The following is a 13,911-nucleotide window of genomic DNA, read 5'->3' as shown; positions in this document are numbered from 1 at the left end:
CTGCTGATTCCTGTATTTTCGCAGTATGACTGCTGTCAGGAACTTATAGTATTGTAACTGCAAAGGAGGTGATGTAAATGCTGGATAGCCCTTCCGTTTTTGCTGCAAGTTTGATGGAAGAAGCGATACAACAGCAGGCTTCTGACATTCATTTTACGCCGGAAGAAGACGAGACTAGCGTATTTATACGAATACATGGAAAACGTATCCTCCATAGCCGCTTATCGACTCCGAGCTTTCGCAAGTTGATAGCATACTATAAATTCGTCAGTGGCATGGATATCGGAGAAATGCAAAAACCTCAGGATGGGGCTATGCCGTTTTCGTACCAAGGACAAAAGCAATACTCTCTTCGTCTCTCAACTTTGCCGCTCAAGCAAACAGAAAGTTTGGCAATCCGTATACTTCCCCAAAGTGAAGCCCCCTTGCTCGACCAGCTGTTTTTGTTTCCATTCCAAATAACTTTACTACGCCAGCTTTTGATGGAAAGTACAGGAATTCTTTTGTTTACAGGTCCGACAGGCAGCGGGAAAACAACTACTATGTATAGCATACTGCAGGATTTATTGCGTATAAAAGCTTGCCAGGCTATCACATTAGAGGATCCGATCGAAAAAAGAATGGAGAACATGCTGCAGGTGCAAGTGAATGAGAAGGCCGGTCTAACGTATCAAGCAGGTTTGAAAGCAGCACTGCGACATGACCCAGATGTGCTGATGATTGGAGAAATCCGCGATGAATCCACAGCCAGCTTTGCCTTTGAAACAGCAAGGACTGGACATCTTGTCATCAGTACTTTGCACGCTAAGAATGCAGCAGGTGCCATTCACCGCTTAAAGGAAATGGGAATTCCTATAGCTGACTTGCAGCATACGTTAATTGGTGTCGCTTCGCTGGAACTTCTTCCTATTACAAAGCCCCACCCAACACGAGCTGCCATTATGGAGCTGGCCGACTCTGCGCAAATCAGCCGCCTGCTGAAAGCTAACAAAACGTCTTTCCTGACATTCGCGAAACTTAGGAGGAAAGCCTATGCATATGGCTTTATCACGAAAGAAAATTATCAGGTTCAAAAAGGAAGACAAACTGCTGGAGGAACAGCAGATGCTTTTCCTCCAGCAGCTTCATCGACTCAGAACACAAGGATATGATATGGCTCGCTCGCTGGACTTCCTTCACTGGCAACCGCAATGGCAAGGAGCAACCCAAAAATTACAGGAAGGTCTGCGGCAAGGTTTAAGGCTGGACGAGGCCTTTTCACACGCTCATTTCTCACCAATAATCGTCATCCATTTTTATGTGGCACATCATGACGGAAACTTGGAAGATGCATTAGCAAGAAGCTACACAACTATGCAGAAACAAATGCAGCAGCTTGCCAAGTTCAAAAAAGTCACCCGTTACCCCATCTTTCTTCTATTCAGTATTCTGCTACTGCTACTGTTTGTGAAGCTGTACGTCTATCCTTCATTTCTATCTCTATTTGCATATTCTGCAGACTCTGCAAACCTTCTCCACTTTTTCTCCAATCTGGTGAACTTTCTTTTGTATGCCAGTTTACTTCTTGGTGTTATTGGTATCAGTCTATATTTTCTCCAGGGAAATTTCAAAAAACGCTGGCCCTCAACAAAGAAACGCTATTACTTGGAGCGCATACCTGTTATTCGTACTGTAGCCCGTACAAGGACAAGTTTTCAGTTTGCCATTCAGCTTGGTAATCTTCTTTCGGCTGGGCTTTCACTGTATGAAAGTCTCCAGCTCTTGTCCAAACAGAAATATCACGACATGCTTCAGTTATACAGCAGTATCTTACTATCTCAGCTATCCTCAGGCTATTCATTGGATGAATGTCTGCCTAGTTTCCCACTGCTTGATGCCCAGCTTCAAAGTATTTTGATGAAAGAAAATGATGTGTCATCACAATCGGAGGATTTGCTGATGTATGCGGAGATCATGACGACTAAAATGGAAGACCGGACAAAATCTATTCTTTATCTGCTTCAGCCTATTTTGCTCTGTATCATGGCCTTGTGCATCATCATTGTCTATCTATCTTTGCTTCTTCCAATGTTCCAAATGGTCCATACATTATAGAAAGAGGTAATCAGATGCGAAATGAAAAAGGATTCACTTTAATTGAAATGCTTATCGTCTTGCTTGTTATATCGGTGCTGATGATTCTTGTTGTACCTAATCTAGCTGATAAGAATGACCGGGTCCAAACACAGGGCTGTGACGCACTATTAAAATTAGCTGAAAGCCAAGTACAAACATATAAGATAGACAACGGCACAGCTCCAACCTCTATTGCGCAGCTCCAAGACGGCTATTTAACAGAAACAACATGTCAGGGTGGTAAGCGTTCCTTGGTACTTAGTCCTGGAGGCGAGGTTTCTTTGACAAATGCATCAGGGTCATAAAGAAAAAGGCTTTAGTTTGCTTGAATTGATACTTGTACTAGGTATTGCTTCTTTACTGATTAGCATCGGTACAGGTGTATATTCTCACTTACTAGTGGAAGCAGAAGCAAAACAATTCAAAAAGCAGCTGGAACAAGACCTGCTCTATTTGCAGCAATATACGCAATTTGACAGGTCAGCTAAGCTCTATCTAGAGAATGATAAATATCAGATCTCTTCAAGCAGACTGAAGAAGGTTCTTTTAGTCCAGGAGATTCCAGAAGGATATACGATCAAGATTTATCCAAACGCAATGTCCTTCGGTTTCAATCAAACAGGTACAGCACTAGCACCGGGTAATTTCACTATCCGCACACCCGCTGGAACGGATAGGCTAGTATTTCCACTTGGCAAAGGAAGAGGCCGCTATGAAGACAGCAGATAATCAGGATGGTTTTCTCCTGCTCGAGGCTTTGTTCAGTTTCGCTATGTTCCTGCTTCTATGTACGCTGCTGCTGCCGTTATGGATTGATGTGAAAAAGGAACATTATATCCAGGAAAAACGGACAGTTTATTACAGTCTGCTGCAAAATGAACTGGCAAAATCCACACCAAAGAATCAAGAATTTAAAGATGATAAGCTGTCTATTGCAATAAGATTCGGTATCGAGGATGGTCTTAAAAAAGGCTGCATCGAAATAAGAGGAGAAGGGCGAGAGGAGAGACGCTGCTTATATGGGTATCTCGAATAATAAAGGCTTCACGCTTCTTGAAGCAGTACTTGCATTAGGCGTATTGATGCTGATCCTCGCTTCGGTTCCTCCCCTATTGGATCCTTTGACTCAAGACACAAAATCAGAAGCAGTGTCTGTTAGGCAAGCATTGCATTTCATTTCTATGGAAGTGCACAAAGGCGGTTCTGTATATACTGTGAAAGATAAGCTTTACATCCAGGATCAGCAAGGTCGAACAGCTGTTTTTGAGCAATACAAAGATATGATTCGACGACAAGTTGATGCGAAAGGACATGAAATCTACCTGCACCATATCGAAGATTTAAAAATTATTCAGGATGGCAGCTCGATAGTTATTACTGTCAAAGGAAAAGAGGGATCGTTATATGAAAAACGGATTGATATGGAATGAACAAGGATTCCTTCATCCATTCCTCTTGTTCCTGACAGCTTTCTTTCTTCTCTTACTCACTTCTGGCAGCTTGCTTCTTCAAACAAAAGTACAATCAACAAACCTGCTGTTCGAACAGTACAAATTAGAGCAAGCTGCATCAATCGCAATCAAGACAGTAGAAAAACACTATCTTCCGAATCTAAATTCGGATGATGATAAAACCTTTACAATCCATAACAAAGCTATGAAAGCAGATATAACGATCACTAAAGAAGAGCAGCATGTACTTGTACGATACGAAATAAAAACAGATGAAAGCCTGGAATCGATTATTTATTATAAGAAATATCCTTCTTGATGTATAAGATGGACAATCTCGTGCAAAATAGTCTATGTACGATGGGCTATAGCCAAGCGGTAAGGCAGCGGGTTTTGGTCCCGTTATCGTTGGTTCGAATCCAGCTAGCCCAGTAAAATAAGAAGATCCCACTATAAAAGCGGGATCTTCTTTTATATTAGGAAAGGATTCTTCGCTTGCTCTTCCCCTATCGTTGTTTCTGGACCATGACCTGGATATACTTCATAGAAGTCAGGCAGCGTCAATAATTGATCTGTGATGCTTTGCATCAACGTCGGTAAATCTCCGCGATACAAATCCGTTCTCCCGATGCCTCGCTGGAACAACGCATCTCCAACGATGACATACTTTTCTTTGTGGAAGATGAGAGACACACTTCCTGGAGAATGTCCTGGTGTGTGACGTACTTCAAATTCAAAATGACCTAGCTTCATATTACCTGGCTTTAGATTCTCATCTGCATCCCGTGCTGTTATCTGTTTGACTGGAAACATCTTTGAACCATTCTTTCCCGGGTCGCCCAGCCAATCGGCTTCTTCTTCATGCAAATAAACAGGAATATGATAAATGTCTCGCGCATCATCCACAGCACCGATATGATCGAAATGCGCATGAGTCAGCAGGATTGCCTGCGGTCGAAGCTCCTTTTGCTTGATCCATTCGATTAATTTGACACTATCACCGCCAGGGTCGACAATCAGACAGTCATTCTTTGATTCCAGTATGTAACAATTTGTTCCCATTGGTCCAAGACCTAATGTATGTATTTTCACTTTTACTCATCTGCTCCTTCCTGATGAATGCTTTTAAAAAATAGGCTCGACAAGCGTATATGTGTGTACTACTATATAGAAGGTATTGTCTAGCTTCCTCTATCACAAGTATAGCAGGAAACCAACTATTTTGCTCATAGGAGGACTAGCAAGTGATTCTTTCCATCATCTTGTTTTTTATTGCATTTCTTTGTGTTTGCACACTTATTTCCGAATGCAAAAAAAGACAAGTGAAACAGGCGATCTTTACATTTATTTCTGTAATTATCATTACGTTTTTTTCCATTGTGAACTTATTATAATTCATTGTAAAAAGGATCGCTGCAGAAACAGCGATCCTTTTTGTTAACTTGCTTTTTCCTTACCTTCTTGGAAATCATAGAACCGGAGCAAGTCGCCATAGATAATCCGATCAGAGTAATTCAGTTCTTTTGTTACTTGTTCCTGAATCGGTTCGCAAACACTTTCAATCTGTTCACCAGTCTCACCGGATATCTCTGCTTCTTCTCCTTCCATATCTTCAGCTGGTTCACCCGTCAGCCTGTCGTAGCACATATCATTGGTGAACAGATACTCATCACTGATGAAATCTCCATTTCGCAGGGCAGTGAAGTCTTTGCGATCTTCTGCAAACACATCATTACCGAATTGGATGTCATGTTCAGCTTCGACTCCCAATAGACTCAGGATGGTCGGCTTCACGTCAATCTGACCAGCCACTTGTTCCATTACCTGCCCGTTTCCATCACCAGGAATATGGATGAAGAACGGAACACGCTGGTTTTGTACTTGCTGGTATGGTGTAATATCTTTGCCCAAGTATTGGCTCATCGCTTTATTATGATATTCACTGATACCATAATGATCTCCCATCATCACGATGATGCTATCTTCATATTCACCAGATCCCTTCAGCTGCTCAAAGAATTGCTGTACTGCTTCGTCTGTGTAGCGGGCTGTTTGGAAATACTTATTTAGTGTCTGGGAATTGGAGTCGAACTGATCAATCGTCGCTTCTTCTTCCGGCAAATCAAACGGATGGTGGTTCGTCAAGGTGATGAACTTCGAATAATACGGCTTATCTATCTCCTGAAGATATGGAATCGACTGCTCGAAGAATGGTTTATCCATCAAGCCCCATCCGACAGTATTTTGATCTTCTCCTTCAGCGATGACGTCATAGCTGTTTTCATCATAGAAAGTGTCATAGCCAAGGCTGTCATACATGACATCACGGTTCCAGAAGCTGGAGTTGTTCGAATGGAATACAGCAGTTGTGTAATCGCTCTGACCTAAGATTTCAGGTGTTCCGTTGTATTCATTCTGACCGTGGGTGAAAAATACTGCTCCCCGGGGTAGCGGATATATGGAATTTTCAACTAAGAATTCAGAATCAGAGGTTTTTCCCTGTTCTGTCTGATGATAAAAGTTCTCGAAGTAATACGTATCTTTGTCCTCTGTCAGGCTATTGAGGAATGGTGTGACCTCTTCCCCGTTCAATTCATTATTGATCAGGAAGCTCTGCATGGATTCAAGAGAGATGAAGATGACATTCTTTCCTTCTGCCTGCCCGAATTTAGCTGATTTTTCTGTTTCCACTTCTTCATTTACATAAGAAAGGATCTCAGGAAGTTCATTTCCGTCAGCAAACACGCGCTGCGCTTCCGTCTTTGATTGCATGACAGCATCATATACATGGAAGTTGAACAAACCGATATTCTTGACCAGATATTCCCGGTCAAATCCGCGTGTAAACAACTGCGGGCGTTCTACTTCCGCAAGTCCGATGTTTATTACTACAACAGCAGCGATAGCCGCCATTGTTGATACTTTCTTTCTGCGAACGTAGTCAACCGTCATTTTTTCTTTATAACGGTAGCTGAGGAACCAGATGATAGCCAAATCCAAGACCAGCAGAATGTCCTGTGGATAAATGAGGCTGAGTACACTGCCGCCAAGATCTGCGGCATTGCTTCCTTGCATGAGGACCGGCACTGTAAGAAAATCACTGAAGTGACGGTAAAAAATTAAGTTGATGTACAAGATGATAGAACCCACGAGACTGATGAAGCGGATATACCGCATCTGCCATTTACGTGAGAATAAAACACTAAGTCCAAAAGCCAAAAAGGCACTGACAAACGGATTCAGCAGCAGTATGAACTCCTGCATCGCATTATCCAAACTGATATTGAATAGGAAGCGATAAATGATATACGTCTTCAGTCCAAACAAAACTGTCGCCAAAATATATAATGGTGCAGTGAATGTTCGTTTCAAGTAAAAATCCTCCTCATAATAGAACCAAGCGTAAAACAGATGGCAGCAACTTGCGCTGCTGCCATGCACGCGTTTCTTTATTTAGTTGACGCTCTCTTCCAGGTGCTGTTTGACTAAATAAGCAGCGCCATAGACACCTGCATCATTGCCGAGCTGAGCCAGCACGATTTCACATTCGTATGTTGTACGCGGCAGAGCATTTTTCTTGAACGCTTCCATGATAGGTTTCATCAAAGCATCCCCTGCTTTGGATACGCCTCCCCCGATAATAATCCGGGACGGGTTGGTAAGGATAGCCGCATTTGCTAAGGTTTTTGCCAAGATACTAGTTGCTCTATCCACAATTTTTTGAGCTGCTGCATCATTTTCTGCTGCCAGTTCGAAAACATCCTTGGAAGAAACGCGACCGTTTTCTGCAAACCGTTGGCCAAGACCGCTCTCTGGATGCACAGTGGCCGCTTCTGTTGCCAGCCTGCTGATACCTGTAGCAGAAGAAATTGTCTCCAAGCAGCCTTTTCGCCCGCAATTGCACGGGGCACCATTCTCTTCGACAGTGACATGGCCGATTTCTCCTGCCGTACCATTGATTCCATTCACGATATGACCATTTGCAATAATACCCGCTCCTACGCCGGTACCTAGTGTAATGGCAATGATATTACCCTGCTGGGCTCCTGCACCTTTCCACACTTCGCCGAGCGCAGCTAGGTTAGCGTCATTATCGATGAAAACAGGCAAGCCAGATAGTACACCAAGCTCGGCAGAAAGAGGGAAGTCGCGCCAGCCAACATTTACCGCTTCAGCGATAACACCATTGCTCGGGACTACGAATCCCGGCGCTCCGACACCGATGCCTTGGATTCTTTCCTTTGCAATGTCACGTTCTGTGAGCTTTGCTTGGATTGTTTCCCAAATCTGTTTCGGTATGTGCAGACCTTGCTCGTATTTATCCGTCTTGATCTCCCATTTTTCCACTATTTCGCTCGTTTCATCGATGATGGCGAGCTTAATTGTTGTGCCGCCGATATCGACACCGACCAATAATCCATCCTTACTCATTGTTTCCCGCTCCTTCTCGACTATCCGATAAAGCACTTATCTCTTTTCTAAGAATCAAATTTGCTTGTCCATATTCCTCTAAAGACAATAGGTTATTGTCATACAGCTCCCGCAGCTCTTCCAGCATCATCGTCAGATCAAGCTTACGGTCTCCGATATATACGAAAATACCGTACGTCTTCAATAACTGCATTACATCATAAACCGTTTTCATACACATCACCTAAGTTATTATAACAACCTTCACCTAAAATTGAAAATGATTTAAGACTACGTTCACACCTTCTTAACAATATGCCTTAATGTAAAAAAAATACCCTAAAGTCGATTGACTTTAGGGTATTTCTTTACAATTAAAACATATCGCTTTTCAAATAAGCATTTAACAACGCATACGTAGCTGTCAAAGCACTTTCATGCGTGCGTTCAAAGGCGTGTGATGCAGCAATACCCGGACCGATCAGACCATGACGTATATCGTATCCTGCACGAATCGCAGCGGATGCATCCGATCCGTAATATGGGTAGATATCCAGCTTATACGGCAGACCATTGGATTGAGCGAGCTCGGCAAGCTGTTCTCTTAAAGCATAATGGTAAGGTCCGCTCGAATCTTTTACACAGATAGATACATCATATTCTGTAGTAGCTTGCCCGTCCCCGATTGCCCCCATATCGACTGCAATATATTCCACTACCTCCGACGGTATACTCGAATTTCCTCCATAACCGATTTCCTCATTATTCGAAATTAACATATGAGTGGTGTATGGCAGCTGTTGGTTGTCTTCCTTTAGACCCCGAAGAAGTTCAAGCAGGATAGCAACACTTGCTTTGTCATCCAAATGCCGTGATTTAATGAAGCCTGAATCGCTACGGACAAAACGAGGATCGAATGACACAAAATCTCCAACACGAATACCGAGTGCTTCTGTTTCGTCACGAGACGTTGTCTGTTCATCGATTCGGACCTCAATATTTTTCTCGTCACGCTTTGCTTCTCCAGCATCCTTATAAACATGGACAGATGTTTGATGCATAAGAATTGTGCCAGTGAAGGCATTATCTTTGCTATGTATCGTACAATATTCCCCTTCGACACTGTTCCATCGGAAACCGCCGATCATAGCTAAGGACAATGTTCCATCTGCTTTTATTCCTCTTACCATTGCTCCCAGTGTGTCAACATGCGCAGTCAGCAGGCGATGGTGAGCTGTATTTTCACCTGGTACCGTAATAAGCAGGCTGCCTTTATTCGTAACCTTTGAATTGTATCCAAGTGAATCAGCAACACTGCGGCAAAAGTCTATTGCCTGTTCCGTATAACCTGAAGGACTTGGTATATGCACTAGATTTTCCAACGTTTCTGATATTCGATCAATTTGCTGCATTCGTATCCCCTCTTTCATAACATATCGGTCTATTACATAGTATCAATAAGCGAGAGTTTGTCCAATGAGGAGGAAAACTTATGCGAATATGGCTTATAATTTCCTGTATCTTCTTTTCCATCGTACTGTGCTCCACTTACATTATACGCATGCAGCAACCACAGCCTGTGATTCAGCATTTCCCACTTGATGGCTCTGCAGCTTTTACCGATACATCTACCTCAATGAAAAAGGTGGATTTCCGTCGCATACAGTGGCGTCTGACTAGCGCACTCGACACCGAAGCGTACTTACGTCAGGACGTTGGACTATTGTACGAAAATGGCAGATTGGTCGGGGTCATGAATAAATGGCTGCATCCTGCAAGCCGCCTTACGCAGGAGAAAACGCATATTCTTCAGCCGAATAAACAGCTGGATGCAGTTTCTTTTCATTTCGCTGAACTGCACAAGAACCAAATTACCAGTTCATTCAAGCTGTCCGGCGTTCGATCCTACACGTCTGATGCATACGAACTTTTTTCCTTTCCTAAAAATGAAAAAGAGATGCAGTCCCGGCAGATAGCAAAAACAGAGACGAGCCGGACACTGCAGCAAGTCTGGACCGACGCGAAACAGCAATTATCCATCCCAGCCGGTCAGTATACAGAAATACCGCTTACAGCTCTTCCGACTGCGGACTTAACGGGAATCTCAGGTCTTACGGAAGATAAGAAAAGACAGGAAATCATCAGTCGTCTATGGGAAGGTCTGTATCGAAATTATATATTGCCGATCGGTCCAGCAGTGGAAAAAGGCACAGCAGTTACGTATATCCCGCTTTTGCTGTTTGATAAATCTGGAAAGCATCTGCGTGTCCTCTATCAGGATGAGACAGGACAGCACAGAGAGCTGCTGCAATATTATTGAGAAAGCTTCTGCTGAAGCTGTTCATACTGACTTTCATCCGGCGCAAGCTCAACAGCTCTCTTTGCATGCTTCAATGCTTCCTCTTTCTTGCCTTCTGTCTGCAGGACAAGCGCTAAATTATAATGAGCAGCATGATCCTCCGGTGTTAATTTCACCAGTCGTTCATAGTCCTGTGCACTTTTTTCAATGTCTCCAGTCTTGTAGTAAGCTAAACCACGATTAAAAAGGAGCATCGGTTCATATACAGAATCCCCTTCATCCAAAGCTAGCGTTGAATCCGAAATAACAGAAGAATAATCGTTCTGCTTAACTGCATCTTCCACTTTAAGAACGTGACGGAGTGTATCATTCACAGATCCGGTCAGGCCATACCATATGAGACCAGCAATAAGTGCGATTGACAATAGCGTACCGCCGATGCGCGCTCGTGTATTTCTCTTACCAGGCAGTCCGACGAGCAAGGCACTGGCGAAGCCTCCTACCAAGCCGCCGAGATGCGCGAATACATCAATCACATGGCTAGCAGAGAAACTGATCACTAAGTTAATAAGCAAAATAACTATCAAACCATTCCCAATCGTTCGCCAGAACAACTTCGGATAAACAACGCCAAAATAAATCAGCGCTCCGAACAGACCGAAAATCGCACCTGATGCTCCAGCACTCAGATTATCTGAGAAAGCAAAGCTCGCCAGCCCGCCTATGAGCCCACCTAAAAGGTAGATGAGCAAGAAGCGACGATGACCAAATATTTGCTCTGTCAATGTACCTAAATAGTATAGCGACAACATATTTGTCAAAAGATGCAATGCTCCGATATGTAAAAACATCGAAGAAACAATTCGCCACCATTCATTCTCTGCAAGAATTAATGGATTGTGCTTTGCACCGAGCTCAATAAGTACAGTAGAATCAGTCGAGCCACCGAGTAGTGTTTCCAATAGGAACATCACTACGCAGATTCCGATAAGACCATATACAAGCAGCGGTTTTTTACGATGGAATACAGCTTGATCTGCCTGCTGCTGTTGAACAAGTAAGCTGCGGAGTCTGCCCTTCTCCACCTCAAGCTCTTGTTCATCAGCTGAAATCAATGTAACTTTGTCATCAAGCTTCAAATGGCGGAATAGTTTCTCCGATTCTTTTTCATAAGAGCCCCCATCCAAATAATAAAGCTGCATCGGAATAGGACGCTTGCTTTTGATGATCATCGGCTTCTTCAGCTTCGACCACTCATCTGCAGGTTCCTGCTCACCGAAATAGACATTATGGATGCGCGTCTTTTTCGCAAATAACCCTTTACTCATGTTCTGTATTTGATTTGCTGTTTTTAAGATATCCTGTTTTAAATGGTTTGCCCAAGTAAACGTTCTATAATTTAGTTTCACAACATGGGTGATACCATTCTGCTTCTTCTCGAGCCAACAGACACTTAGATCTTCTTCGGCCCTCACAAATGTAAAACCATGAACGGCTAACAAACGATTGATCATCTTATAATAGGCCGTTTCTTCGTTGTAGGTCATACCTCTCCCCCTCTTGCCTACAGTTTATCAAAAAAGTCATGGAAAAACGCCCAGTTTACACTGAGCGTTTAAATAAAATCGGCAGCATCCGGGAACGCAGAGGCTCAAATCCCATTGAAAGCCGAATAAGACCTTTGCGAAGAACCGTTACGGCTAAAAGTGCATTCAGCACCCGATACCGCTCCCGTATCAAAAATACGACACTTGCTGCCAACGTTAACGTTGTGATGAGGGTTTTCCACATCGGCGCTCTTCCTTTCCTCCGGGATAAGCCTAGTTTAACCCGAAGCCGAATACTCCTATTCGGTTAAAACAGAAATCCATCATCTGTCAGAAGATGATCAACTGGAAGATCTAAAGGTCCCACAGGTAATGACTGCTTAATCTGTTGTCTGCCAGCCAGTGACAACGTTTTATTTTGATAATCGGTTAGATAGCGATCATAGTATCCTCCGCCATACCCAATCCTGTAACCCGCCATATCAAAAAGAAGGCCAGGAACAATAATAAGATCAATGGTATCCTTTGAAGCAGGTTCGCAGCGATCGGCAATCGGTTCTTTGATGCTGAATGCTCCGTTCGTCAATTGGTTATAGCTTTCGATGTGGTAAAATTGCATAGCTCGATTCTCGATTGTGAGCGGAACACATATTCTTTTCTTTTCGAGCCAAGCTTGCTGAATTAGCTTAGTTGTATCCCATTCATGTGGGAGAGCCATCGTAATACCGATGCTCTTTGCATCTTTCCAGACGAAGGAAGCAAAAAGATGCTCCGCAAGCCGATGCTCGATTTGCAGTTTATCCGTTTGCGGCATTTCTTTCAGCAAACGAAGCCCTTCCTGTCGAAGTTTTTCTTTTTCTTCCATTTGCTCCGCCTCCTTGATATGTAAAAAAACTCCCACTAATTGAAGGGGAGTTTTTTTGGTCGAACTTATTTTGTTTCGCGGTGCAGCGTATACTTTTTCAAGCGTGGGCTATATTTTCTAAGCTCCATGCGTTCTGGATGTTTACGCTTATTTTTTGTTGTAATGTAGTTACGATCTCCTGTTTCTGTGCAGGCGAGAGTAATGTTTACACGCATGTATAATCCCTCCCAACAATCTTAAATAAGTGTATGAAAACTTAACGATCTTCAGACCATCTAATAATAGCAGACTTACCTAAGGTAATCAACCGTTATCAATAACTATTTCAAAAAATGTCGAAAACTATATATCCGGTAGCTGCTTGGTATGGTATAACTAGGTTAGCAATAAGTAGGAGGTTTATACTAACATGTTAATTGCTTCTATCACCTTTCTTACAGCTGGTATCATATTATGGATTTTCTCTTTCTTCATGCAAGATAAATTCAAACAAATGGATCAACAGATTGAACAATTGACCCTTTCGACTATGCAAGAAACATATACGTTGAACAAGAAAGTCAAAATTCTCGAAGAAGAGCTGCTGCCAACTGTACAGCATGAGCCAAAACCTAATAAGACATCACAGAAACCTGCCATCTTCCAGCAGATTCTAAAGCTGCAACAGCAAGGATATTCCATCAAGGAAATTGCCAAGCAGACAAGCCTGGCTGAAGATGATGTATACCGAATCGCCAAACAAGCAGGAGTTCAGCTATGAAGCAGGTAATCCAAGGATTCGCAACAGCTCTTCTGTTAGCTGGTGCTTGTATGCTGACCTTTTATTTTACAGGTACTCCGAAGACTGAACAAACAGCAACAGCTTCAGCGGCAGTCAAAACTGAAAAACCTAGTATAGACGAAATAAAAAAAGAGCTTGAAGAAAACGACTATCATGTGTTATCTAATCAAGACTATGATGAGCTAAAGAACGCACAGCAGAAGGCTCCAGAAAAACCTAAAAAAGAGGAGCAAAAAACATTTACTCTTAAGCTAGAGACTGGCATGACTAGCCAAGACGTTTCATCTGCACTTGAAAAAGCAGATATCATCGAGGATGCATCCGCATTCCGTACGTATTTGGATATTACAGAAGCAAGTGAATCTCTGCAAGTCGGTACCTATCATGTGAGTTCGGATATGAAGTACGAAGACATTGCTAAATTAATGACAAAATAAGAAGCA

The 13,911-nt window shown here is 42.8% G+C and carries 19 protein-coding genes and 1 tRNA gene; 11 read left to right on the top strand and 9 right to left on the bottom strand.

Annotation, left to right across the window (positions count from 1 at the left end; all coding sequences use genetic code 11):
- Positions 1-77: 77 nt before the first annotated feature.
- From comGA to AE2B122_RS02055, 8 genes are all read left to right on the top strand, one after another.
- Complete coding sequence (comGA, locus tag AE2B122_RS02090; RefSeq protein WP_175072958.1) at positions 78-1,151, top strand: competence type IV pilus ATPase ComGA; 1,074 nt, start codon at positions 78-80, stop codon at positions 1,149-1,151.
- Positions 1,033-2,094: a type II secretion system F family protein gene (locus AE2B122_RS02085; RefSeq protein WP_175072957.1), complete on the top strand. Its 1,062-nt coding sequence runs from the start codon at positions 1,033-1,035 to the stop codon at positions 2,092-2,094. Before comGA ends, AE2B122_RS02085 begins: the two co-directional genes overlap by 119 nt.
- A gap of 14 nt (positions 2,095-2,108) precedes the next feature.
- Complete coding sequence (gene comGC, locus AE2B122_RS02080; protein WP_095218040.1) at positions 2,109-2,420, top strand: competence type IV pilus major pilin ComGC; 312 nt, start codon at positions 2,109-2,111, stop codon at positions 2,418-2,420.
- Positions 2,404-2,844, top strand: coding sequence for a type II secretion system protein (locus AE2B122_RS02075; protein WP_095218041.1), 441 nt, complete (start codon positions 2,404-2,406; stop codon positions 2,842-2,844). Before comGC ends, AE2B122_RS02075 begins: the two co-directional genes overlap by 17 nt.
- Positions 2,828-3,151 carry a hypothetical protein gene (locus AE2B122_RS02070; protein ID WP_095218042.1) on the top strand — a complete coding sequence of 108 codons (324 nt, stop codon included), beginning with the start codon at positions 2,828-2,830 and terminating at the stop codon, positions 3,149-3,151. Before AE2B122_RS02075 ends, AE2B122_RS02070 begins: the two co-directional genes overlap by 17 nt.
- Positions 3,135-3,545, top strand: coding sequence for a competence type IV pilus minor pilin ComGF (comGF, locus tag AE2B122_RS02065; protein WP_175073277.1), 411 nt, complete (start codon positions 3,135-3,137; stop codon positions 3,543-3,545). Before AE2B122_RS02070 ends, comGF begins: the two co-directional genes overlap by 17 nt.
- Positions 3,520-3,885 (top strand): hypothetical protein, encoded by a 366-nt coding sequence (locus AE2B122_RS02060; protein ID WP_095268717.1) that lies wholly within the window; start codon positions 3,520-3,522, stop codon positions 3,883-3,885. Before comGF ends, AE2B122_RS02060 begins: the two co-directional genes overlap by 26 nt.
- A gap of 42 nt (positions 3,886-3,927) precedes the next feature.
- A tRNA-Gln gene (locus AE2B122_RS02055) sits at positions 3,928-3,998 on the top strand.
- Positions 3,999-4,037: 39 nt separating this feature from the next.
- Here AE2B122_RS02055 and AE2B122_RS02050 read toward each other — a convergent pair.
- The 5 genes from AE2B122_RS02050 to AE2B122_RS02030 all read right to left on the bottom strand — a co-directional run bounded on the left by AE2B122_RS02050 (position 4,038) and on the right by AE2B122_RS02030 (position 9,388).
- Positions 4,038-4,658: an MBL fold metallo-hydrolase gene (locus AE2B122_RS02050; protein WP_245840300.1), complete on the bottom strand. Its 621-nt coding sequence runs from the start codon at positions 4,656-4,658 to the stop codon at positions 4,038-4,040.
- A 345-nt stretch (positions 4,659-5,003) separates the two neighbouring features.
- Positions 5,004-6,938 carry an LTA synthase family protein gene (locus AE2B122_RS02045; RefSeq protein ID WP_254593390.1) on the bottom strand — a complete coding sequence of 645 codons (1,935 nt, stop codon included), beginning with the start codon at positions 6,936-6,938 and terminating at the stop codon, positions 5,004-5,006.
- An 81-nt stretch (positions 6,939-7,019) separates the two neighbouring features.
- The gene (locus AE2B122_RS02040; RefSeq protein WP_175072955.1) at positions 7,020-7,997 is read right to left on the bottom strand and encodes an ROK family glucokinase; all 978 of its coding nucleotides are present in this window, start codon (positions 7,995-7,997) and stop codon (positions 7,020-7,022) included.
- Complete coding sequence (locus tag AE2B122_RS02035; RefSeq protein WP_095218046.1) at positions 7,990-8,211, bottom strand: YqgQ family protein; 222 nt, start codon at positions 8,209-8,211, stop codon at positions 7,990-7,992. Before AE2B122_RS02035 ends, AE2B122_RS02040 begins: the two co-directional genes overlap by 8 nt.
- Before the next feature lie 139 nt (positions 8,212-8,350).
- Positions 8,351-9,388 carry a M42 family metallopeptidase gene (locus AE2B122_RS02030; protein ID WP_175072954.1) on the bottom strand — a complete coding sequence of 346 codons (1,038 nt, stop codon included), beginning with the start codon at positions 9,386-9,388 and terminating at the stop codon, positions 8,351-8,353.
- Between the two features lie 80 nt (positions 9,389-9,468).
- Here AE2B122_RS02030 and AE2B122_RS02025 point away from each other — a divergent pair, with 80 nt between their 5' ends.
- The gene (locus AE2B122_RS02025) at positions 9,469-10,296 is read left to right on the top strand and encodes a hypothetical protein (RefSeq protein WP_175072953.1); all 828 of its coding nucleotides are present in this window, start codon (positions 9,469-9,471) and stop codon (positions 10,294-10,296) included.
- Here AE2B122_RS02025 and AE2B122_RS02020 read toward each other — a convergent pair.
- The 4 genes from AE2B122_RS02020 to rpmG all read right to left on the bottom strand — a co-directional run bounded on the left by AE2B122_RS02020 (position 10,290) and on the right by rpmG (position 12,902).
- A complete protein-coding gene (locus AE2B122_RS02020) occupies positions 10,290-11,822 on the bottom strand; it encodes a rhomboid family intramembrane serine protease (protein ID WP_175072952.1) in 1,533 nt (510 codons plus the stop codon). The two genes, AE2B122_RS02025 and AE2B122_RS02020, sit on opposite strands and share 7 nt — an antisense overlap.
- Positions 11,823-11,877: 55 nt before the next feature.
- Positions 11,878-12,066, bottom strand: a complete 189-nt coding sequence (locus tag AE2B122_RS02015) for a hypothetical protein (protein WP_095218050.1) — start codon at positions 12,064-12,066, stop codon at positions 11,878-11,880.
- Positions 12,067-12,129: 63 nt separating this feature from the next.
- Positions 12,130-12,687: a 5-formyltetrahydrofolate cyclo-ligase gene (locus tag AE2B122_RS02010; protein ID WP_175072951.1), complete on the bottom strand. Its 558-nt coding sequence runs from the start codon at positions 12,685-12,687 to the stop codon at positions 12,130-12,132.
- 65 nt (positions 12,688-12,752) lie between these two features.
- Positions 12,753-12,902, bottom strand: a complete 150-nt coding sequence (rpmG, locus tag AE2B122_RS02005; RefSeq protein WP_038561326.1) for a 50S ribosomal protein L33 — start codon at positions 12,900-12,902, stop codon at positions 12,753-12,755.
- A gap of 194 nt (positions 12,903-13,096) precedes the next feature.
- Here rpmG and AE2B122_RS02000 point away from each other — a divergent pair, with 194 nt between their 5' ends.
- Together AE2B122_RS02000 and AE2B122_RS01995 are read left to right on the top strand one after the other, a co-directional pair.
- Complete coding sequence (locus tag AE2B122_RS02000; RefSeq protein WP_095218052.1) at positions 13,097-13,447, top strand: helix-turn-helix domain-containing protein; 351 nt, start codon at positions 13,097-13,099, stop codon at positions 13,445-13,447.
- The gene (locus tag AE2B122_RS01995; protein ID WP_175072950.1) at positions 13,444-13,905 is read left to right on the top strand and encodes an endolytic transglycosylase MltG; all 462 of its coding nucleotides are present in this window, start codon (positions 13,444-13,446) and stop codon (positions 13,903-13,905) included. Before AE2B122_RS02000 ends, AE2B122_RS01995 begins: the two co-directional genes overlap by 4 nt.
- Positions 13,906-13,911 lie beyond the last annotated feature (6 nt).

It is taken from the genome of Terribacillus sp. AE2B 122 (genome assembly GCF_902497585.1).
GTDB classification, from domain to species: Bacteria; Bacillota; Bacilli; order Bacillales; family Amphibacillaceae; genus Terribacillus; species Terribacillus saccharophilus_A.
The sequence above is the reverse complement of the archived record's forward strand: the minus strand, read 5'-3'. Positions and strand labels throughout refer to the sequence as shown.

What these genes read in the sequence shown, in the direction of transcription:
- comGA (WP_175072958.1), top strand. Translation starts at nt 78, where the DNA reads ATGCTGGATAGCCCTTCCGTTTTTGCTGCAAGTTTGATGGAAGAAGCG.
- AE2B122_RS02085 (WP_175072957.1), top strand. Translation starts at nt 1,033, where the DNA reads ATGCATATGGCTTTATCACGAAAGAAAATTATCAGGTTCAAAAAGGAA.
- comGC (WP_095218040.1), top strand. Translation starts at nt 2,109, where the DNA reads ATGCGAAATGAAAAAGGATTCACTTTAATTGAAATGCTTATCGTCTTG.
- AE2B122_RS02075 (WP_095218041.1), top strand. Translation starts at nt 2,404, where the DNA reads ATGCATCAGGGTCATAAAGAAAAAGGCTTTAGTTTGCTTGAATTGATA.
- AE2B122_RS02070 (WP_095218042.1), top strand. Translation starts at nt 2,828, where the DNA reads ATGAAGACAGCAGATAATCAGGATGGTTTTCTCCTGCTCGAGGCTTTG.
- comGF (WP_175073277.1), top strand. Translation starts at nt 3,135, where the DNA reads ATGGGTATCTCGAATAATAAAGGCTTCACGCTTCTTGAAGCAGTACTT.
- AE2B122_RS02060 (WP_095268717.1), top strand. Translation starts at nt 3,520, where the DNA reads ATGAAAAACGGATTGATATGGAATGAACAAGGATTCCTTCATCCATTC.
- AE2B122_RS02040 (WP_175072955.1), bottom strand. Translation starts at nt 7,997, where the DNA reads ATGAGTAAGGATGGATTATTGGTCGGTGTCGATATCGGCGGCACAACA.
- AE2B122_RS02035 (WP_095218046.1), bottom strand. Translation starts at nt 8,211, where the DNA reads ATGAAAACGGTTTATGATGTAATGCAGTTATTGAAGACGTACGGTATT.
- AE2B122_RS02030 (WP_175072954.1), bottom strand. Translation starts at nt 9,388, where the DNA reads ATGCAGCAAATTGATCGAATATCAGAAACGTTGGAAAATCTAGTGCAT.
- AE2B122_RS02025 (WP_175072953.1), top strand. Translation starts at nt 9,469, where the DNA reads ATGCGAATATGGCTTATAATTTCCTGTATCTTCTTTTCCATCGTACTG.
- AE2B122_RS02020 (WP_175072952.1), bottom strand. Translation starts at nt 11,822, where the DNA reads ATGACCTACAACGAAGAAACGGCCTATTATAAGATGATCAATCGTTTG.
- AE2B122_RS02015 (WP_095218050.1), bottom strand. Translation starts at nt 12,066, where the DNA reads ATGTGGAAAACCCTCATCACAACGTTAACGTTGGCAGCAAGTGTCGTA.
- AE2B122_RS02010 (WP_175072951.1), bottom strand. Translation starts at nt 12,687, where the DNA reads ATGGAAGAAAAAGAAAAACTTCGACAGGAAGGGCTTCGTTTGCTGAAA.
- rpmG (WP_038561326.1), bottom strand. Translation starts at nt 12,902, where the DNA reads ATGCGTGTAAACATTACTCTCGCCTGCACAGAAACAGGAGATCGTAAC.
- AE2B122_RS02000 (WP_095218052.1), top strand. Translation starts at nt 13,097, where the DNA reads ATGTTAATTGCTTCTATCACCTTTCTTACAGCTGGTATCATATTATGG.
- AE2B122_RS01995 (WP_175072950.1), top strand. Translation starts at nt 13,444, where the DNA reads ATGAAGCAGGTAATCCAAGGATTCGCAACAGCTCTTCTGTTAGCTGGT.